The organism is Pseudomonas sp. BF-R-01 (genome assembly GCF_019946615.1).
GTDB lineage: Bacteria > Pseudomonadota > Gammaproteobacteria > Pseudomonadales > Pseudomonadaceae > Aquipseudomonas > Aquipseudomonas migulae.
Genome location: NZ_JAGYFX010000108.1, coordinates 1 through 19,366, shown reverse-complemented (window position 1 = coordinate 19,366; position 19,366 = coordinate 1). Strand labels below are relative to the sequence as shown.

Annotated in this window: 14 protein-coding genes; 2 read left to right on the top strand and 12 right to left on the bottom strand. The window is 62.8% G+C overall.

Translation table 11 applies throughout. From position 1 onward, the window contains the following. Positions 1 to 29: 29 nt before the first annotated feature. The 12 genes from KGB27_RS26545 to KGB27_RS26490 form a co-directional block, all read right to left on the bottom strand. Entirely contained in the window at positions 30 to 578 is a 549-nt protein-coding gene (locus KGB27_RS26545; RefSeq protein WP_008043352.1) for a GspMb/PilO family protein, read from the bottom strand. Then, positions 565 to 1,110 carry a PilN domain-containing protein gene (locus tag KGB27_RS26540; RefSeq protein ID WP_207286689.1) on the bottom strand — a complete coding sequence of 182 codons (546 nt, stop codon included), beginning with the start codon at positions 1,108 to 1,110 and terminating at the stop codon, positions 565 to 567. Before KGB27_RS26540 ends, KGB27_RS26545 begins: the two co-directional genes overlap by 14 nt. Before the next feature lies 1 nt (position 1,111). Next, positions 1,112 to 1,915 (bottom strand): hypothetical protein, encoded by an 804-nt coding sequence (locus tag KGB27_RS26535; protein ID WP_223556931.1) that lies wholly within the window; start codon positions 1,913 to 1,915, stop codon positions 1,112 to 1,114. Further along, entirely contained in the window at positions 1,896 to 3,602 is a 1,707-nt protein-coding gene (locus tag KGB27_RS26530; RefSeq protein ID WP_008043357.1) for a GspE/PulE family protein, read from the bottom strand. Before KGB27_RS26530 ends, KGB27_RS26535 begins: the two co-directional genes overlap by 20 nt. Positions 3,603 to 3,686: 84 nt before the next feature. After that, complete coding sequence (locus tag KGB27_RS26525) at positions 3,687 to 4,220, bottom strand: response regulator (RefSeq protein WP_008043360.1); 534 nt, start codon at positions 4,218 to 4,220, stop codon at positions 3,687 to 3,689. Between the two features lie 222 nt (positions 4,221 to 4,442). Further along, complete coding sequence (locus KGB27_RS26520) at positions 4,443 to 5,396, bottom strand: peptidylprolyl isomerase (RefSeq protein WP_223556930.1); 954 nt, start codon at positions 5,394 to 5,396, stop codon at positions 4,443 to 4,445. 15 nt (positions 5,397 to 5,411) lie between these two features. Then, a complete protein-coding gene (locus tag KGB27_RS26515) occupies positions 5,412 to 6,962 on the bottom strand; it encodes an ABC transporter substrate-binding protein (RefSeq protein WP_223556929.1) in 1,551 nt (516 codons plus the stop codon). Between the two features lie 9 nt (positions 6,963 to 6,971). Next, positions 6,972 to 7,592, bottom strand: coding sequence for an SCO family protein (locus KGB27_RS26510; protein WP_223556926.1), 621 nt, complete (start codon positions 7,590 to 7,592; stop codon positions 6,972 to 6,974). Next, positions 7,589 to 8,245, bottom strand: a complete 657-nt coding sequence (locus KGB27_RS26505) for an SCO family protein (protein WP_192228726.1) — start codon at positions 8,243 to 8,245, stop codon at positions 7,589 to 7,591. The genes KGB27_RS26510 and KGB27_RS26505 overlap by 4 nt, the downstream gene beginning before the upstream one ends. A gap of 13 nt (positions 8,246 to 8,258) precedes the next feature. Further along, positions 8,259 to 10,211 (bottom strand): YncE family protein, encoded by a 1,953-nt coding sequence (locus KGB27_RS26500; protein ID WP_223556924.1) that lies wholly within the window; start codon positions 10,209 to 10,211, stop codon positions 8,259 to 8,261. 298 nt (positions 10,212 to 10,509) lie between these two features. Then, positions 10,510 to 16,317 (bottom strand): manganese-oxidizing multicopper oxidase MnxG, encoded by a 5,808-nt coding sequence (mnxG, locus tag KGB27_RS26495; protein WP_223556922.1) that lies wholly within the window; start codon positions 16,315 to 16,317, stop codon positions 10,510 to 10,512. Between the two features lie 308 nt (positions 16,318 to 16,625). Next, positions 16,626 to 17,234, bottom strand: coding sequence for a lytic transglycosylase domain-containing protein (locus KGB27_RS26490; protein WP_192418317.1), 609 nt, complete (start codon positions 17,232 to 17,234; stop codon positions 16,626 to 16,628). 195 nt (positions 17,235 to 17,429) lie between these two features. Between KGB27_RS26490 and gspG the strand changes: the two genes are divergently transcribed. Both gspG and KGB27_RS26480 read left to right on the top strand, forming a co-directional pair. Further along, entirely contained in the window at positions 17,430 to 17,879 is a 450-nt protein-coding gene (gspG, locus tag KGB27_RS26485; RefSeq protein ID WP_008043382.1) for a type II secretion system major pseudopilin GspG, read from the top strand. Between the two features lie 12 nt (positions 17,880 to 17,891). Beyond that, positions 17,892 to 19,079, top strand: coding sequence for a type II secretion system F family protein (locus KGB27_RS26480; RefSeq protein ID WP_223556919.1), 1,188 nt, complete (start codon positions 17,892 to 17,894; stop codon positions 19,077 to 19,079). The last annotated feature ends 287 nt before the right edge of the window (positions 19,080 to 19,366 follow it).

Sequence of the window (19,366 nt, the reverse complement as noted above, 5' to 3'; positions counted from 1 at the left end):
CACCCACCCCGCTACGCGTTTGGTATTCATCATGACCTCGACAGGTAGAGGGTCATGCGGATCCGCCCGGTCAGGTCGGTGTCGGCGATCTTTTTACGCTGGAACTCCACGTCCTCCACCACCACCGCCGGCAACTGACCGAGCAAGGCATGCAGGAAGCGCCGCAGTTGCGGGTAGCTGCCACGCACCGGCAGCAGAATCTGATAGCGCGCCAGATGGGTCTTGGGGTCGATGCCCAGGGCATATTCACCGCGTGCCAGGGTGATGTGTTCCTGGGCCGCCAACGCGTAGATCTTGTCGATGGCCACCGTGGCTTGCGGCTGCGAAGGCAGCTTGCTGCGGAAGTCGTCGAGCTGACGTTGTGGCACCACCGGCGCGGCGACGCTGCCGTCTTCAACCCTGGCCAGGTATTCACTGGCTTCGCGGGTCTGTTGGCTGAGCTGTTGCAGCGACTGCCAGTCCGGCATCAAGCCCGCCAGGCCATAGACCGATGCCAACGCCAGCAGCGCCATCCCTGCCAGACCGGGAATGCCCAGGCCTTGCAGGTATTCGTGGACGATCAGTCTAGGGATTTGCATCGCCAATCTCCCAGGTAGCCGACAGGTTGAATTGCACTGGGTGCTCGGGCACGTTGGCCACGATTTCGTGGCTCAGCAGCGACACATCGGACAGTTCGTCGCTGGCCTCCAGGTTGCGGTGGAAGTCGAGCATGGCGTCGAGGTCTTTCGCCTCGGCGCTGATCCGCACCTGGCCTTTACGCGCGTCGGGGGTCAGGGTCAGCAAGGCGATATCGCCCCGGGGCATGGCTTCGAGCATGGCGAACAGGCGCTCCCACGGCCGGCGCAGTTGCTGCGAGACCTTGCGCATCTCGGCGAGGTTTTGTGCCTGCTCGCGGATTTGCGCCGGGCTCAGGCTGACCGTGCCGCCATCGTCGCCGGTGAGGACACGCTGGGCGGTTTGCAGATGACCCTGTTGTTGCGCGGTCTGATCACTGAGGTGTTGCTGAACCAGCACGCAAATCAGGCTCAACACCACGCCCACGGCCAGCAGGCTCCAGCCCAGAGGGCCCGAGCGGCGGCGCGGCTGAAAGTCGAGCATCAGGGCGCGCATGTCAGGCCACCGCCCGGGACATGACGTACAAGCCATCGCGTACGGTTGTCCGGTCTTCTTCAAGGGTGCGCAAGTGCACGCCGGGAATGTCGGGTTGCACATCGATACGCGCGGGCGCATGCAGGTAAACGTTCAGTGGCCGCTCGCTGGTGGAGGCCTGCAGCTGGCATTCACGACCGATCAACGCGGTCAGTGCGGCGTCGCTGTCGCCGGTGCCCACCGAACGCACCGAGGCCCAACGGCCTTCCCGGGCCAGCAGCAATACGCTGCGTACCGGCTCGGCGACCACGAACAGGAAGTCGCCGGTATCGAGGCTTTTATCGAAGTGGTTGAACGCCGTCATCAGGTACGGCTGCACCGAACGCAGGCGCAGGCCCCGGGCGCTGACCAGGGTGCGCAGACGCGTCAGCAAATCCTGTGGCAGTGCGCTGGCGACCCGGTCGTAGCCGGCCGGTTCCGGCGAGAGCACCAGGCTCCAGGGTTGCGTCGGCACGCCATAAAGGTCTTCAAAGCAAAGCCGGGCAAACCCGAGCAATTCGTCTGGACTGCTGATCTGCTCGCTCCAGGGCACCAGACAGAAACGGCTGAAGTGCCCGGAAATCACCACGCTCAACTCGGCACCGGCGTGGGTGTGATCGGCCAGCAGATGATCGAGGGTGTCCAGCGCCACCGCCCAGGCGTGGAAGCCTTCGTCGATAAAACCGACGCTGCCCAGCCACAGGGTTTCGCTGCCACGACGCTGAGCGAGGCCGACGCCACTGGCGCCGAGCACGGCGATAAAACGATCACGAGACAAAAGTGACACGATTGATCTCCTCGAGCGTGGTGCGCCCTTCCTGAACCAGTTCCAGCGCCGACTCGCGCAGCAGACGCAAGCCACGTTTGCACGCATGGGTTTTGATTTTCGAAATCGGTTGGCGCTCGACGATCATCTGCCGCAGCTCGTCGTCCAGGTGCAGCAGCTCGGCGATCGCCGTGCGCCCGCGATAACCGGTGCCCCGGCAATGCCCGCAGCCCTTGCCGTGAACGAAGTGGAAGTGATCGACGTTGTGGGGGTCGAGACCCGAAGCGAGCAGTTCCTCATCGGTCGGGGTGCACGGCGCGCTGCAACTGGTGCAAACCAGACGGATCAAGCGCTGCGCCAGCACGGCATTGAGCGCCGAGACGAGGCTGTAGGGATCGATTTCCATCTGGGTGAACCGGCCGATGACATCGAACACGTTGTTGGCGTGGATCGTGGTGAACACCAGGTGGCCGGTGAGCGCCGATTGCACGGCGATTTGCGCGGTGTCGGGGTCACGGATTTCACCGACCATGATCTTGTCCGGGTCATGACGCAGGATCGAGCGCAAGCCACGAGCGAAGGTCAGGCCTTTCTTTTCATTCACAGGGATTTGCAGCACGCCCGGCAACTGATATTCCACCGGGTCTTCAATGGTGATGATCTTGTCCACGCCGTGGTTGATCTCGGTGATCATCGCGTACAGCGTGGTGGTCTTGCCGCTGCCGGTGGGGCCGGTCACCAGCACCATGCCGTAGGGTTCAGCGGCCAGCCTGCGCAGTTGACGCAAGGTTTCGTCTTCAAAGCCCAGGGCCTGCAACTGCACACCGCAGACCTTGTCTGCCAGATCCTGTTTGTCGAGCACCCGCAGCACCGCGTCTTCACCGAAGATGCTCGGCATGATCGAGACCCGGAAGTCGATCTGCCGGCCACTGATGCCGATCTTGAAGCGACCGTCCTGAGGCACGCGCTTCTCGCCGATGTCCAGTTCGGCCATGACCTTGACCCTGGAAATCACCTGCTCGGCGAACTCGCTGCCCTGGATCTTGCTGATGTTGTTGAGCACGCCGTCGATGCGGTACTTGATCACCAGGCCGCTGCCGGTGGTGCCCAAATGGATATCGCTGGCGTGCATTTTCAAGGCGTCGTACAGGGTCGAGTTGACCAGTTTGACGACGACGCTGGCGTCTTCGCTGATGCTGGTCAGGGACAGGCTTTGCAGGGTGTCGGTTTCGATGTTGGCATCGGCCTGGGCGTTGAGCGATTCCACCGCATGGAAGCTCTCTTCGTGACGTGCCAGATAGGCTTTCAGGTCGTCGGCATGCACCAGGTACAGCGGCGCGCCGTGCAGGCAGTCATCGATCCAGGCCAGGCGCGACGTGTCGAACGGATCGGCGAACACGCCGATGATCTCCTCGTCGTGGCGCAACAGAATGAATTCGCGCTTGAGGCATTGGGCCAGGGTGACCCTGTCGAATACGGGAGTGGACTTGAACAGGTTGTCGGTGTCGAGCACCGGATAATGCAGGGTGGCGCCGAGGCACTGGATGAAGGGCATGGGGGCCAGTTCGCACAACACCCCGAGGGCTTCGAGCATCCGCTCGCCGGAACTGGCGGCCAGTGATCGGGCCTGGGCCAATTGCTCACTGGAAAAGCGCGACGGTACGGATTCCAACTGCGCCGGTTCGACGGCAAGGGATAGACGGTCCATGGCTTGCTCTCCAACGCCGGGGGCTTTGAGCCCTGTCGACGCGGCGAGCAATTACGGCGGTTACCGCAACGGCTGGTCGCGCCACTACTCCCCGGTGAGCAATTGTTCGTCGTCTGGTGCCTTGGACGTCGAGGGATTGCGTCGACGATCCGCCAGCACCCAACTGCCGTCGTACAACTGCAGCGGGAAACTCTCGGTCCTGCTCTGGCGTCGTTCGACAAACCCCTCGGATGTGCGCGCGCCTGCTTTGGGTTCGCGCTCCATCCCCAGAAGGTCACAGACTGCACGGGCCAGTTCCGCCATTGGAAACGGTTTGAACAGGATATGGCTGACTCCCACCTGCCGGGCCCGCTCACAGACTTCAGCGGTCGGGTGCCCGGTAATCAGCACAAAATGACAGTTCCTGTTCCGGCGGATGGCATCGAGCACCTCAAAGCCTTCCATATCGGGCAAGCGGTAATCGAACACCATCACATCGGGTGCAAACTGCTCGGCTTCGCCGATAGCCGCCGCACCGTCATGTGCAACCCGGACGTCCAGTGCTTGCGCCTCAAGGTAATCCTTGAGGTTTTGTGCAAGAAGCTGTTCGTCATCGACAACCAGTACTTTGTTTAACAAGGTGGACTCCTTGAAACCGCAGGCCCGAGTTCCGAACCTGGCAGAGTGCTCGCCTTACCGAGGCTAACGCACACTTCATGCCAGGCTGGGTGCCGGGTGTTTCACCACTGCATGTGTTTGATTTTCATAAAAAAGCCTTTCCGCCCAAATACACCGCCCCCCAAAGGCGGGGGCGCACACGGAATTGCCCTGAAGCTTTTCCCCACTATTGGGGGGGAACCTTCATTCATCGTCAATTCGTTCGATTCGATTACGCGATCGCAGTTGCGCCAAAACCTGCTGGCGAACCTGAGCCTGTCGCTGTCGGTCGAGGTACGCCCTGACCATCTCAAGCCCTTGCACCTCTGTGACATCGGTCACCTCCCTGTGGTTCTGCACCTGGATCAAGTGCCAGCCCAGTGCCGTGCGAACCGGCTCACTCACCGCGCCCGGTGCCAGGGCAAAGGCTGCCGCTTCAAACGCTGGCAGCATGCGGCCACGTGGAAAATAGCCCAGATCTCCGCCCTCACTCGCCGAGGCATCTTCGGACCCCGTCCGGGCCACGCTGGCGAAGTCCGCGCCCTGGCGGATTGTCGCCTGCATGTGCACCAAGCGTAGCCGCGCCGCTTCGACTGTGGCGGCATCGGCGTCCTGGGCAACCTTGATCAGGATGTGCCGTGCCTGCACCGCTTCGGGCTGGCTCATCTGCGCACGGTGTTCTTCATAGAACGCGCGGACCTGTTTTTCGTCCGGCCCCTCGACGCTGGTCAGCTCGGCAAAGACCTGCTGAGCCGCGAGTTCACGGCGGGTGTATTCGACAAAACCGGTCTCGTCGAAACCTGCGTCCTCCAGGCGTCGAGCGAATTTCTCGGCACCGCCAATGGCCTGCCGGGTCTGTTCAACCTGGCGTTGCACGGTGGCATCGCTGATCACCACTCCACGCTTGACCGCTTCCTGCCACAGCAACTCGCGGTCGATCAATGCGTCCAGCGCCTTTTGCCGAAGTTGCTTGTACGCCCTGGGATTGCGAATGCTGCCCAGCGCCCGGCCCTGGTCCTCCAGGTACTCGGCAAAATAGCGTTCGAGGCGGAACTGGGAAATCTCCTCGCCATTGACCCGCGCGGCGACCGGCCCATTGCTGGCGAACGCCACGGGCAGCCACAGCGTCAGCAGGATCAACAGAGTCTTGAGCGTCATGATCGAGGCCTCCGGTCAGGGTTTCGCGGTAATGGGCTTGTAAGGGGCGACCAGGTAGAAGCGCTGGTCGGGCAAATCCACGGTGACGATATGCGCGCCGCTCAAACCCAGCCGCTGGCCCGGCCCGAAGCTGAGGCGCGGGGTCAGCCCGGTGTCGAAGTCATGCAGGCCTTCCAGCGCATAGATCAGCTTCTCGCGGCTGGCGTCGCGCCCGGCCTGCTTCATGCCTTCGCTGAGCAGCAGCATCGAACTGAACGCGCCGACTTGCAGCACCGCGTGCTGGCCACCGAGCCCCTGCTGTTCGCGCAACTGGATCAGGGCCAGGCGTCCGGCCAGGGTCCAGTCGCTGGGCACGAACGGATAGGACAAGAACAACCGCCGGGAAAAACCACTGGGCACTCGCAAAAGGTCACCCGCCACCTGATTCGCCATGGCGAACAGGTAAGGAACCTGCCCCGCCCTCTGCAACCTTTCGGCGAGCAGGCTGAAATCGCTACCGCAGCCCAGGTAAAACAATGAGCGCGAGCCCAGCGGCAGTTGGTCCTTTACCGGGTCGTAGGCCTGCAGGCTGACATTTTGCCAGGCGTGATCTTGCAGGTACTGACGCAGGGTATGAGCCGCCAGTCGTTGACCGGGATCGTCCGTGTAGGTAATCAGCGTCGGGCCTTGGAGCACGCGCAAACTCCCGGTGGCGTAATCGGCCAGGGCGATCAGTTGCTCGCGCACCCCTGGCATCGGTTCAAAAATCTGTCGACTGCTCTGCGCCGTACCCTGCAACGAGAGCGGACCAATCAACGGAATGCCCGCCTGCTCCAGACGCGAAACCAGTTGCGTGTCGAGTGCCGGCGCCAGTGGCGCGATCAGGGCAAACACCTGCTCCTGATAGATCAACTGATCCAGCGCCCGCCCGGCACTGACAGGGTCTGGCCCCGGGTCGAGGATCGTCAGGCGCACCTGCCGGCCATGAATCCCCCCCGCCTTGTTGATTCGCGCCACGCTGCCTTTGAGTACCGCCGCCACCGTCGCGCCCTCTTCCGCCAACGGTCCCTGACTCGGCAACAACGTGCCCAGGTGCAAGCTGTCAGGCGTCAGGCCGGGGTCGCGTTCATCAGCCAGGCGTTTGAGGTAGGCCGTGAGGTTGCGCTGGTCCTTCATCGATAGCACGAACCGCGGCATCGCCGGGTCGAGGCGATTGTTGGCGGAATCGCGCCCCTCCTGAATCGCCCGCGCCAGGGTGCCGTCGGTGTACGCCGGGTAGTTACGGCCATTGACGTGCCGTTGGCCATAGGTGCTGGTCAGCCGCGACCAGCTCAGATCGGGTGGACGCACCCCGCCCTCGGGCCGGCCCAGGCCATCGGTGCCGTGGCAGTTGGCGCACGGCAGGCTGGTGGCCGGCAGCAACATGCCCGTCGCCCCGATACGCGCCATGATCGGTTCACCGCTGCCCGACACGCCCTCGCGGTACAGCCGTTTGCCGGCACTTTCGTCAGGGTTCAAGGGCAACGTATCGGCAGCGCAATGAAGATTGCCGATCAGGAACAGGCCGAGGATCAGGGAGATTTTCATGGTGCGGGCTCAGCGACCGGCCACGGGCATTGTCAGCAATTGCAAGCGCTGGGCAATGGCGGCGGCCGGGGCATCGGGGCGGATTTTGCTCCAGCGTTTGTTGGCCACGTCACCCACAATCAGTTGCGTTGAATGTTGCTCGGGAGTCGGCACGATCTGGCCGATGCGCCCCAGCACCAGATCCATTTGCGCCTTGTCGCCAGTGAGAAAAAGCCAGTGGGGGCCATTGACGCCCTGCTTCAAGGTGTAAGCCTTGAGTACCGCCGGGGTATCCCGCAGCGGATCACTGGTAAGGGAGATAAAGGTAATGCCGTCTGCTTTGTCGCCCAGCAACTCACGCACTTCCTTGAGCTTGCGAGTGATCAGCGGGCAGGCATCCGTGCAACTGGTGAAAATCACGTTCAGCAGCACCACGCGGTTATGCAGCGCGTCGCTGTAGAAGCGCAGGGTCTCGCCGTTCTGGTCCTGCAACGGCGTGTCGGTGAACCAGGTTTTCGCATCGCGCGTGCCGCTCGCCGGTTGCGCGGTGGCCACGACGGGTGCGGGTTCTTCGTGCCCTTCGTGAGCGAAGGCCAACGAGCTGAAAATCCAGAAGCACAGGCTCAACGCAACCCAGTCGATGACTCTCATGGTTGCTGCTCCATGGCAATGGCGGTGTGTTTGGCGTGGCTGTTGCGTTGGCCGCTGAGTTTCTCCACTTCACGGGTCAGTACGGTCGGGTCGGTGAAGCCGTAATAGCGCGTCCAGTGGCGGCTGTTGCCGTCGCCGACGAGGATCAGCGGCGGGTGGTTCTTGAAGTCGCCGCTGAACGTGCCGAGGCCTTTGAGGGTGGCGTCGATCGATTGCGCACTGCCGGTCAGCCAGCTCCAGCCCGGACCGTTCTGGAAGCTGCGGGCGTAGGCGTTCAGGCGTTTGGCGTCATCGCGCTGCGGGTCGATGCTGATCGAGACCAGTTGCACCTCGGTGCCCACCCGCGCGCCCAACTGTTTCTGCACTTTGCCCATGATCGACGAGACCACCGGGCACACCGTGGTGCAACTGGTGTAAATGAAGCTCATGACCACGATTTTGTTGGTCACCAGATCCTTCTCCAGACGCACCGGTTTGCCGTTCTGGTCCACCAGCGCGACGTCGGCGAATTTGACCTGAGCACTTTCCGAACGGGCGCCTTTGGCCGGCATGTCATGCCCGGCGTGTTCATCCGCCGAGTGCGCCAGGGCTTGCCCCACGCCGACGGTCAACAGGCAGAACGTCAGCAGTCCACGGTGTGCGAATCGGTTCATGTCAATTTCCTCTTCAACGGGCATCGCCGGGCAGGACCCGAACGCTGGCAAAGGTCTTGTCATCGAAATTCGCGCCGAGGGACGCCGCACGCACGTGCAGGTACCAGGCGCCGTTCTGGTCGAGCGTCACTGGGGCTTCGTAGATTCCGTTGCCGACCTCAAGGGCCGCGACCTCCCGGGCCCGCGAAGTCGGGGCGCGGAAGTAGCGCACCTGCACGTCTTTCACGCCGCTGCGCTGGGCTTTCTGTTGGCCCTCAACGATGCGAAAGCGCACGGTGTACGGGCTGCCGAGGGCGGCGGTGGCGTTGTCGAGCAGGAATTCGACTTTCGGTACGCCGGGGTGTCGGCTGAGGCGGGTATCCGGTTCAACCAGCGTCGTGAAGCAATGGATGATGTTCGGCTGGTTGAGCAGGAACGCCACGTCGAAACGCCCTGCCGGTGGCAGTTTGACCCGCGCGCTGTACAGCCCCGGCTCGACTTCGCGCAGGCTGCGGTCGATGACCATCGCCGCCCGCGCCACTTGCCCGCGATTGGGGTAACCGGACATCGGTGCGTTCATGCCTTCAGCGTAGAAATAGGTGGTGTTGTCCACTGGGTTGACCACAAACACCGCGTTGTCGTCCCGCGATACCGCAAGGCTCGACGCCAGTGGCAAATCGCCGGCCAACCGTGGCGCCTGGGGCCCGGCTTCGAAACCCTGGCTGATCGGCTGGCGACCTTCACCGAGCGACGACAGGTTGATCATCGTCACCTTGGGCGACGCCAGTCCGCGTACATAGGCGTAAGCCTTGGTGAACACCAGTTGATACGGTTCGGCGGACACGTCCAGTTCATGGACCAGCGAATCGGTGGCGGTATCGATCACGGCCACCTGGTTTTCCAGGGTGTTGAGGACGATGCCAAATCGTCCGTCGGCGCTGAAGCCCATCGGGCCCAGGCCCTGTTTCATCTTGATCACCCGGCGCACGTCGAGGCTGGCGGTATCGACCACGGTCACGGTGCCGTCCTTGCCGTCGGCGACATACACCGCCTGGGACAGCGGCGAGTACGCCACCGACAAAGGATGCGAGCCGGTCTTGAGTTGCTTGCTGAGGGTCAGGCTGGCGATGTCGATGATGCTCAGCGTGCCGTCGTCGCGGTTGGTGATGAAGGCAAACCGGCTGTCCTTGCTGAAGGCAATTTCGTGATGCCCGGCGCCGGTGGCCAGGTGTTTGAGCGGTTTCAGGCTTTGGCTGTCGATCACGGTGACCCCAGACGCTTCGGCCTTCGGCGCATTGTTGCCGACCCACAGCAGGCGCTCGTCCGGTTGCAACGCTACGCGCACCGGGTGGCTGCCGGCGCCCACCGAGGCGATCAACTTGAACTGCTCGCTGTCGATCACCGCCACTTCGCCGGCGGTGGGCATGGAGATGAATACGCGTTTGTTGTCCTTCGGTGTGACCCAATCCATCGGCGGCCGCTTGAGGTCGATGCGGGCCATGGTGCTGGTGATGCCGCCCACCGAGACCGATGGGTCGACCACGGAGACGCTGGCATCACGGTTCATCACCAGCAGGAAATAGCTGTTCAGGTCGAGCAGCGGCCGTGCGCCGATGCTCGATTTCAGGAACACCCCGACCCGGGATTTGCAACTCCGGTCACGGCCCTGGGCCAGGTCGGCGGCAACGGTTTCCGGGTCCAGCCAGGCACCGGGATTGACGCCGGAAAGGGGTTGGCCCGAAGCGCTGTCACTGACCCGGAAGAGCACGTCGGCAAACTCGCCTTCGCGCAGCACACCGTCCTCGGCCAATGGCTGCATTTGCAGGGTTACGGACACGCCGTCACGCTCCAGCGTCTGACCGCTCCAGGTGTCCGGTAGCGCTATCTCGCTGAGCATGTCGGGCGGAGTCGTGCGCCAGACGCCCAGCCAGATCAGCGCCAGCCCGACAACCAGCGCACAACCGGCAATTGCAGTGGTCCTGTTCATGTCACCTTCTCCCCTTACAGATCTGCGCCTGTCTTGCGGCCGCCATCGCTGGCAAGCCAGCTCCTACACTTGAACCCTGTAAACCCGATCCCTTGCTGGCGATGAGGCCCTTACGCCTTGCATCAATCTCACGGCCGCCATCGCTGGCAAGCCAGCTCCTACAATTTGCCCTGTGTGAACCCGATCCCTTGTAGGAGCGAGGCTTGCCCGCGAAGGCGTCATCCGCCATACCACCTACAACCGAGGTGTCCCCTTCGCGAGCAAGCTTCGCTCCTACAGGGCTGGTGTCGCACAACGTCTACGGTGCCGGTTCAGGTTCGTTGGTCACGCGCAACAAGCCCCAGAGCCCGGCGGTATTGCCGTAGGCGCCGTAATCACGGAACAGGTAGTCGCCCGGTATCGCGTTGCTGCCCCCGGCACTCGGGTGCATGAAGCTGAAATGCGCCGCCGGCAGGATGCTTTCGCGGGCGCCGATGTACATCGACATCGGGTTGAACCCGAACCGCACCGAACCCACGCCAGGCGTACTCATCGGATAACCGCCGGTGTCACTCTTCTCCGACTGGAACGGGTTGACCGACCAGACGTGGCCGTCCAGCTGGAAGGTCGTGCCGCGGCTACCCCCGGATGGCATCAGGATGTGCGTGCGGAACGGTTGCCCCGGTTTCACATACAGCACCGGCGTCTGCGGATCGCCGCCCACCAGCGCATTGCTGTACGCCATGTGCGCGTTGGGCACGTCGCCGTAACCCGCGCCGTCGGCGTGACCGAACGGCGCATCCGGCGCCAGGCCGAAGCGGAACCATATCGGCTCGGACTTGTAGTTGATGGCCATGCTTGAGTTGTCCTGCGGATCGGTCGGCACACCGAGGCCTTCGGCAGCGATGCCTTCCACCGGCCGACCATTGGCCCAGCGAATGTTCAAGGCTTTCTGCCAGACCATCGCAAAGTCGCGGTAAGGGGCCTGCCCCGGTGCGGTGACCGTCGCCGTGACTTTGCGCGCGTCGTCCACCCAGGTAGCGCCGACCGGCAGGATGCTCATCGCGCCACCCAGGCCTTTCTGCGGTTGCTTGATCACGTCCGCCGGGGTGAAATTCAACCCGCCGAACTCCACGGCCGTGGCGTTGATGTTGTCGACGTTGCGACCCAGTTGAGTGATCGGTTTGCCTTCGCGCTCCAGGTGCCCGGCGTAGTACTGATACGTACGGGTCGGGTAGGCGCCGCTGTTGCCAACCCGCGGTGGCACGGTCTGGATCGGGTTGGCGCCGACGTTGGTACCGTCGGATTTGGTGATGTCGTACGCCAGCAATTGCGCGTGCAGGCCCACGTGGCTGGACGGCCGCATCAGGTTGTTGCTGAAGGTGGTCGAACCCTGTCCGCTGTTGCGATCACGTTTGACGATGCCTTGCATCACCGCCGTCTGGGTCAGGTCCGGCATGACCATGGGCAGACGGTTTTCCAGGGTGATGTTGATGCAGTCCCCCGCCGTTGCGCGCAGCACCAGCGGTTCGACAGGCACACCAGGCTTGAGCTTGCCGGTGACCGTGTCGAGGTCAGACTTGCGCACGTAAATGATCGCGGTCGGGTCATGCAGCGGACCGCTTTGCCCGCCGATGGTGATGGTTTCGCCATCCTCCGGATCGGTCACCGTGACCTGCGGAATATTGACCACCCGCGAGTTGTACACCAGGGTGCCGCCCGCCGGATTCAACGGCCCGCCGACATGCTGGCCGATGCCCTCTGGATCGCCGAGGACCAGGTTCAGCGGATTGCCGAGAATGTCGTTGGCCAGTGCCGCGACCACTTCATAGTTGCGTTGCACGGTCGGCCGGGTGCCGATGCCGTTCGGGTTGGCGCTGATCCGTGGGCAGGTACCGTCGAACGCCACGGTGTTGCGCATCCCCGCCGGTTTCGGGTTGTTCGGCAGCGCGAACAGATCGCTGCGCTGGGCCGTGTAGTTGCGCATCACGCCCCAGATTCCGCTCCAGTAACCTTCGAGGGAGGCGTCCATCGAGTACAGGTAATCACCCGTGGTCGCCGCCGAGCTGGACAGCATCGAGACCGGCGCAATGAAGCCCATCTGCTCGGAGATCCCGATCATTTGCGACGAGCGCCAACCCGAGTTGGAGCTGTTGCCGTAACCGGAACCGCTTTGCAGCCACTTCACCCCGTGCAGGGTCACGTTGTGCTCTTCTTCGTGACCGCCGGCATGCACCCGCAGCCGCACGTTGTCACCGGTGTAGGTACGCAGCATCGGCGTGAACGGATCACCCGGTTCCGCGCCGCCACGGTTGATGTGCGGCGGGAACAAAGTGGTGCCGCCAGTCGGGCCGGTGGCGGCGGTGATCAGGTTCGGCGCCTGGTTCATCGCCGGGATCGCACGGTCGGTGCGGCTTTGCATGGCGTACGCCAGATCGCCGCCGAGGCCGTAGGCCTGCATGCCGCGCTTGCCGTCCGGGCCGATCTTGTAGGGGTCGTATACCCTCAGGGCCAGCGGTTCGTTGCGGTAGTTGACCACGAACATGCCGGGGTCATCGACCGAGATCGCTTGTGGGCACGGCCGGCTCGGGCAACCGGGGACCATACCGCCCTGCACTTCGAGAATGCCGTCCAACAGGGTGCTGGCGTTGTTGCGCACCGGCGGATTGATCGCGTAGCGGAAACTGTCCGCAGTGGCCGGGAACGCTTGTGGATTCGGCACCCCATTGGGACCCGCGCCCACGTACACACCGGCTTCATAGGCATGCTGGAAGTCGCTGTACTCAAGGAAGAACTCACGGAAGCTGTCGTTCTTGCCGTCGCCGTCCAGGTCGCCGGTGGACACCACGGCTTGCCACGAAGTCGGCCCGCCATCCTGGCGCGCGCCGCTGTACAACGGCTCGCCGGTTTCGGCGTGGAACCAGGTGGAACCGGCCGGTTCAGCCAGCACGGTGGCGTACAGACCAATCTGCTGGTGAGTCGATGGCCCGAGGTGATCGTGGGTGAAAATGGTCCCCAGGCCACGGTCGACACCTTTGCTGTTCACCACCGGGTCGGCAAACCAGCGCTGCATCGCGGTGCGCGCCCCGACCCAGTCGGCCCGGCCAAACTGGCCGAAGTACGGGTGGTTTTTAGCTTTCGGGCAGGCCGGTGTGCCGTCACGCGGGTCAGTGCCCTGGCATTGGTTGAACTCGCGGATGGCGTGGATGCGTTCTTGCACCGCACCGGGGGAAAGTACGCCGTCTTCGTAGTTCCAGCCGTTGGCCGAACCGTCCGCCGCCGTCAGGTCCCATTTCGGCAAGTGAATGTGCTGGCCGATCACGTCAGTCGGCGTGCGCACCTGATAGTCGTCCATTTCATAAGTGGCCGGCACCAGGTTGGTTTGCTGGTATTGCACGCAGTCGAGGGTGTTCATGCGCATCACCAAAGGCTCGGGCGGACGCTGCTTGGTGATCACCGGCCAGGCGTCTTCCCACAGGGCCAGAATGCGCGCTTGCGGGAAGTGGTAGCCGACCTTGTTGTAGACCGCGTCGAACTGGATGTTCGCCGCTTTATAGACCCGTGGCCGGTCAGCCGTGAAGGTCGAGGCCCCGCTGAAGGACATGCCGTCGAGCCGTTCGCCGCTGAAAAACTCGCCCATGCCGGCGCTGCTGGTCAGGCGTTTCTGCCGGTCGTCCATGCACGGTTCGTAGAAAGGCGCACCGGCGACTGGCAGCGCGCCGTTAGTGCGGAAGGCGCGTGCGACGATTTGATTGCCGGGCAGCACGGCGAAGCTCGGGTGGTCTTTTTTCGCGTGGAAGGCCATGGCCGCCTGTTCGACTTCAGTGCCCTCTTCCGGCAGGTAAAGCGCTTTGGCGCGGGTCACTTCCTTGGAGAAGTCCAGCGAGGTGGTCACGGTGTTCGCCTCGCCACCGGCAGAGAAACCGTCCAGGGAATGGCGTCCCAAACCGCCGTCCCAGCCACCGGACTGCGCCGGATCGAGGTTGGCCCACAAGGCATTGCCGCTGGTTTTCAAGGCATAGGCCTTGGCGGCGTCGAGCATGTCCAGCGGTGGGGTTGGTGGACGTTGGCCGACCGAACTTTCCATGCCGCCGATCCAGAACGGATAACCAGGGTTTTTCAGGCTGCCGTCGGCGTTGCGGTTGGCGTAGCTGCGGTCAACCAGCGCCAGGGAGCCAATGGCCTGGGCCCCACCGTTATGCTCACCGTCGCCGTCTTCATCATCATTGCCAGCCACCAGGGTCTCGCCGACTTTCGGCACGACCACGACCTTGCCCGGCATCGGCGCCATGGCTTTGCCCGGCAGCGGCACGACCGCTGGAATCGGCGTGCCGGCAATGATCTCGCCATCGGGCAAGGCCCGGGCGCCAGCGGCTGGTTTACCGCTGCGCAGTGCATAAGGTTCGCTGTGATAACCGTCGTCGCCCTGCTGGGACACCTCGAGTCGGGTGCCTTCTTCAAACACGTCGTGTACCCGCCACATGCTCCACATGCCTTGGGCGAAGTGCGGATAGAAGTGGCAGTGATAGATCGCATCACCGGCGACGCGGTTACGGTTGCCCGACCCGCCGTTGGCGATTTCATAGGTGTAGCCGGCGCCCGGCCCGATGCCTTGGGCATCCACGTAGTCAGAGTTGTCGTCGTTGGGATTGAACAGCCACTGGTGCCCGTGCAGGTGGAAGATGTGTTGTTCGTGGCCGTTGTGGGTGTTGCGGAATTTGACGAAATCACCGATGTAGCTGTGGTTGACGTTGGACGGCTCGGACGGATACAGCGCCATCGTCGCCTTGACCCCGACCTGATCGGCGCGCGGTGTTTCGCCCGGCCGGATGCTCTCCAGACCGGCGTTGGCCGGTACGTCCACCAGCATCGCCACGTCGCCGACGGTGTGCGAGCTGAGGAAGAACTCTTCATAGGCGCAGGACAGGCAATCGTGCATCGGCCCGACGCCTAACCGGTTGGCCACCACTTCGGCACCCATGCCGCCGGAGCCGTAGTTGATCATGAACGAATCGCGGGTCGGCTCCAGCACGTGGGCCATGACCGGGTCTTCCCAGTACGCGGGGAATGCCTGGGTCGCGGCGGTTTCATCCTGGAATTGCGAGGCGAAATCGCGGAACGGTTCCAGACGGTTAGGCAGCGCCGGGTTGCGTTTGCCGATGGCTTCCAGCGGATAGGTCGACGGTGGGAAGCTGCCGTCGGCGTAGCTGCCCATGACGATCGCATCGCTCTCGCTGGAGATGATTTCGTTGCCGTCGACCATGTTGATGATCGGCGTGCCGGCCTTGCCTTCACGAATCCACGGTTCACGCTGCGGGTAGCGTGCCTGGTAATCGACAATCGGTTGACCGGCCGGCGTGCGGCCAGTGCTGGCGAGGCGCATTTCTTCTTCGGTCACGGTGTTGCGATAGGTGCGGCCGCCCTTGGGCACCACCACCACTTCGCCGAACAGGCCATTGGCGACGTTGCCCGCATCGCCTTCACCACCGAACGTTGCACCGCGGCTGCTGGCGGCGAACGCTCCTTCACGCTCGGCGTACAAGGTGTAGGAACGGGTCGCGCCGGGGGCGACCAGCGTATTGGGGTTGCGTCCGGTGTAGGCCGAAATGTCGTCAATGCTGTTGACCGCCTGCAGACCATTGACCTGAAAGCCGACGTGGCGGTCGGTGACCTGCTCATCGACCTTGAACTGCTCCGCGTTGCCGATTTCTACCTCGCCCTCGATTTCCCCCTCTTCTTCCTCGCCGCTGTCGTGACTGCCAGCGTTGGCCTGATAGGCCAGCAGGTTCTGCAGATTGATGGTCAGGCAGTCACCGGCGGCAACGCGCAACACCAATGGACGCGGACGCTTGTCGGGCCGCAGCGAAACCTTGCCCGGCACCGCTGCGCCACCGTAGGCCAGGGACACATTGTGATCGTCGACCACATCACGACGCAGGGCAAACATCATGCCGTTGGCGTTTTGTGCGCCGAGGCGGTTGAACATGAGCGGTTGATCCAGCGCCACGACGTTCGCCACCAGATTTCGTTCACAACGCACGGCGGCTTCGGCCAACTCGATGCCAAACAGGGGTGCAACAAGCAGCAGCAAGTTAACCAAATGATGAGCGTGGGGAATGCCGGTCATAATCACGGGCCTCGCTTTGGGTACTCACGGGAATGATTCTCGACAAATCCCTTGGAGCAATCCGCATGCCATAAATTTTTTTGTTATTTTTCAGCTAGCTACGTAAACGACTTGATAAGTCGGGGGATATTCCCCACCCAATCCCCACCATTCGGGTTGCCCTCTGATTCCAGCAAAACGCCCACACCTGTAGGAGCCGGCTTGCTGGCGATCGGATTTGTGGACAGGTGGTGATTGTTAAAATGCCTTCGCCGGCAAGCCGGCTCCTACAGATGAATGTGTTGCCCCACATGTGGGGCCATCACCCATCACAGCGGCGCATCCACGGCCAGGCCTTGCAAGCGGCGATATTGGCGCAGCACGCTCGGCACATAACGGCGGGTTTCGGCGAACGGCGGGATCACCCCGCCACGGCTCAGCACCGCTTGCGGCCCGGCGTTGTAGGCCGCCACGGCGAGCGCGATGTCGTTGTCAAACAGGGTCATCAGGCGCTTGAGGTATTTGGCCCCGCCCTGAATGTTGGCCTTGGGGTCATAGACGTTGGTCACGCCCATTTCCCGGGCGGTGTCGGGCATCAATTGCATCAGCCCGCCAGCCCCCTTCGATGAGGTCGCGCCGGAGTCGTAGTGGGACTCGGCCTGGATCACCGCATGCAACAGCGCCGCCGGTAATTGATTGGCCTTGGCGGCCGCCGAAACCAGCTCGGCATAGGGTTGCCGGGCAATCATCTGTGGCTGTTGATCAAGGCTGACCTGCGCCGATTCAGGCTCATGGATCACCCGTTCATAGGTACGGCCGGGGCGGTGGACATTGGACAAAACGTAGCTGCCCTTGCTGTCCACGGAAACGAATACATCGGCCTGAGCTGTGCCTGCCAGCAACATGCAGCCGAGCAGTCCAGTGGTGAGTATTTTCATTATTCTGCCTCCCCTGACCGTCCCCGAAAAATGGGGCTATTGCCCCAATGACCGGTAGTGAACCAGCCATACGCAAGCACTGTGCCGTAAGCGCGAAGGCCAGTAGTTCAGGGGGTTCGGCAGGATGTCCGGGGGTGAGCATGGCAATTGCATGAGCCTCTGTGGCGACCCTTCTGCCGACTGTGTGAGGTCATCATGAATCATCGTCTGTGTTGTGCCCCGCGTAACGGCTCACCGCGAGCCCAGCGCGGGTTCACGTTGCTCGAACTGTTGGTGGTGCTGGTGGTGCTGGGGTTGTTGGCCGGCATCGTCGCGCCGAAATATTTCGCCCAACTCGGCCGCTCCGAAGTGAAGGTGGCCAAGGCGCAAATCGAAGGCCTGGGCAAAGCGCTGGATTTGTACCGCCTGGAGGTCGGCCATTACCCGTCGACCGAACAGGGTTTGCAGGCGCTGGTCACCGCGCCCAGTGACGAAACCCGCTGGACCGGCCCCTACCTGGCGAAAAAACTGCCGCAGGATCCGTGGGGCCGCAATTACACCTACCGCTACCCCGGCGAAAACGGTGAATACGACCTGTTGTCCATGGGCAAGGACGGTCAACCCGGCGGCGAAGGCGAAAACGCCGAAATCACCAGTTGGCAGTGACGGGAGGCGAGCATGCGCTTTCATCTCAAGGCCGTCGGCAAGGCTGGCGTGGTCTCGTTGACGGTCGAGGCCCATGGGGACAGCGAAGCCCGACGCATTGCCGAAGACCAGGGCCTGCGGGTCGTCAGCCTGCAAGCCGAAAAGCACTGGCGGGCGTTGCGTCTGCAAAAGCGCGAGACGTTCAACCTGGTGCTGTTCAGCCAGGAGCTGACCACCCTGCTCAACGCCGGCCTGCCGTTGATCGATGCGCTGGAAAGCCTGGCGGAAAAAGAAACCGCACCACAGGCCCGCAAAACCTTGAGTGAACTGGTGCGCCTGCTTTATGAGGGCAAATCGTTCTCCCAGGCGTTGGGTCAATTGTCAGCGGTTTTCCCACCGCTCTACGTGGCGCTGGTGCAGTCCAGCGAGAAGACCGGCGCGGTGGGTGATGCGCTGGGCCGCTATGTCAGCTATCGCCAGCGCATGGACGAGGTTCGACAGAAGATCGTCAGCGCTTCGATCTACCCCATGCTGTTGCTGGTGGTGGGAGGTGGCGTGGTGCTGTTTCTGATGGGTTACGTGGTGCCGCGCTTCAGCCTGGTGTTCGAAGGGCTGGGCAATAACCTGCCGTGGCTGTCACAAGTGCTGATGAACAGCGGGATGTTCCTGCATGCTCACCAGGGCGAATTCTTCGGCACTTTGGCGGCGGTCGTCGTAGCCCTCGCCTTCCTCCAGCGCCAACCGGCCTTTCGTCGGGGCGTGGACCGGGTGATCGAAAAGCTCCCGGCAGTCCATCAACGCATCTTCATGTACGAACTGGCGCGCTTCTATCGCTCGCTGGGGATTCTGCTGCAGGGCGGCATCCCCCTCGTCACCGCCATGGGCATGGTCCGTGGCCTGCTCACCGCGGCCTCCCGCGTGCGCCTGGACCAGGCCTGCGAGCGGGTGCGCGAGGGGCAATCGCTGTCGACGGCGCTGGAGCTCAATCACCTCGTGACCCCAGTGTCCCTGCGCTTGCTGCGTGCCGGCGAGCAGTCCGGCAACCTCGGGCAAATGATGGAACGCAGCGCGGATTTCTACGACGAAGAAATCAGCCGCTGGATCGAATGGTTCGTACGCTTGTTCGAACCCTTGCTCATGACCTTCATCGGCCTGTTGATCGGGGTCATCGTGATCCTGATGTACATCCCGATATTCGAACTGGCCTCGAGCATTCACTGACCCCGGGACAGGGTCGACTCGTACCGTTCATCGTTCATCGACGTTGCCACTGAATAAACCGGAACGTTGCAGTGTTCTCCCACTGAATCGAGCAGCAAGTTGCATTGTTCATCAACGTTCCAACCTGAATAAAAAGACGGAGAACGACATGCACATCAACAAGCTTTTACTGGCAGTAGCTATTGGCGCGGTTTTGTCGGCGTCTACCGTATTGATTCCGGACAGCCTGTCCGGCGTATCGAGCGCTCAGGCCAAGGATGGTGGGGGTGGTGGCGGCTCTGGTGGTG

Bases quoted from the DNA above. Each gene is read 5' to 3' on its own strand.
- KGB27_RS26545 (WP_008043352.1), bottom strand. From the start codon at position 578: ATGCAAATCCCTAGACTGATCGTCCACGAATACCTGCAAGGCCTGGGC.
- KGB27_RS26540 (WP_207286689.1), bottom strand. From the start codon at position 1,110: ATGCGCGCCCTGATGCTCGACTTTCAGCCGCGCCGCCGCTCGGGCCCT.
- KGB27_RS26530 (WP_008043357.1), bottom strand. From the start codon at position 3,602: ATGGACCGTCTATCCCTTGCCGTCGAACCGGCGCAGTTGGAATCCGTA.
- KGB27_RS26520 (WP_223556930.1), bottom strand. From the start codon at position 5,396: ATGACGCTCAAGACTCTGTTGATCCTGCTGACGCTGTGGCTGCCCGTG.
- KGB27_RS26515 (WP_223556929.1), bottom strand. From the start codon at position 6,962: ATGAAAATCTCCCTGATCCTCGGCCTGTTCCTGATCGGCAATCTTCAT.
- KGB27_RS26510 (WP_223556926.1), bottom strand. From the start codon at position 7,592: ATGAGAGTCATCGACTGGGTTGCGTTGAGCCTGTGCTTCTGGATTTTC.
- KGB27_RS26505 (WP_192228726.1), bottom strand. From the start codon at position 8,245: ATGAACCGATTCGCACACCGTGGACTGCTGACGTTCTGCCTGTTGACC.
- KGB27_RS26500 (WP_223556924.1), bottom strand. From the start codon at position 10,211: ATGAACAGGACCACTGCAATTGCCGGTTGTGCGCTGGTTGTCGGGCTG.
- mnxG (WP_223556922.1), bottom strand. From the start codon at position 16,317: ATGACCGGCATTCCCCACGCTCATCATTTGGTTAACTTGCTGCTGCTT.
- KGB27_RS26490 (WP_192418317.1), bottom strand. From the start codon at position 17,234: ATGAAAATACTCACCACTGGACTGCTCGGCTGCATGTTGCTGGCAGGC.
- gspG (WP_008043382.1), top strand. From the start codon at position 17,430: ATGAATCATCGTCTGTGTTGTGCCCCGCGTAACGGCTCACCGCGAGCC.
- KGB27_RS26480 (WP_223556919.1), top strand. From the start codon at position 17,892: ATGCGCTTTCATCTCAAGGCCGTCGGCAAGGCTGGCGTGGTCTCGTTG.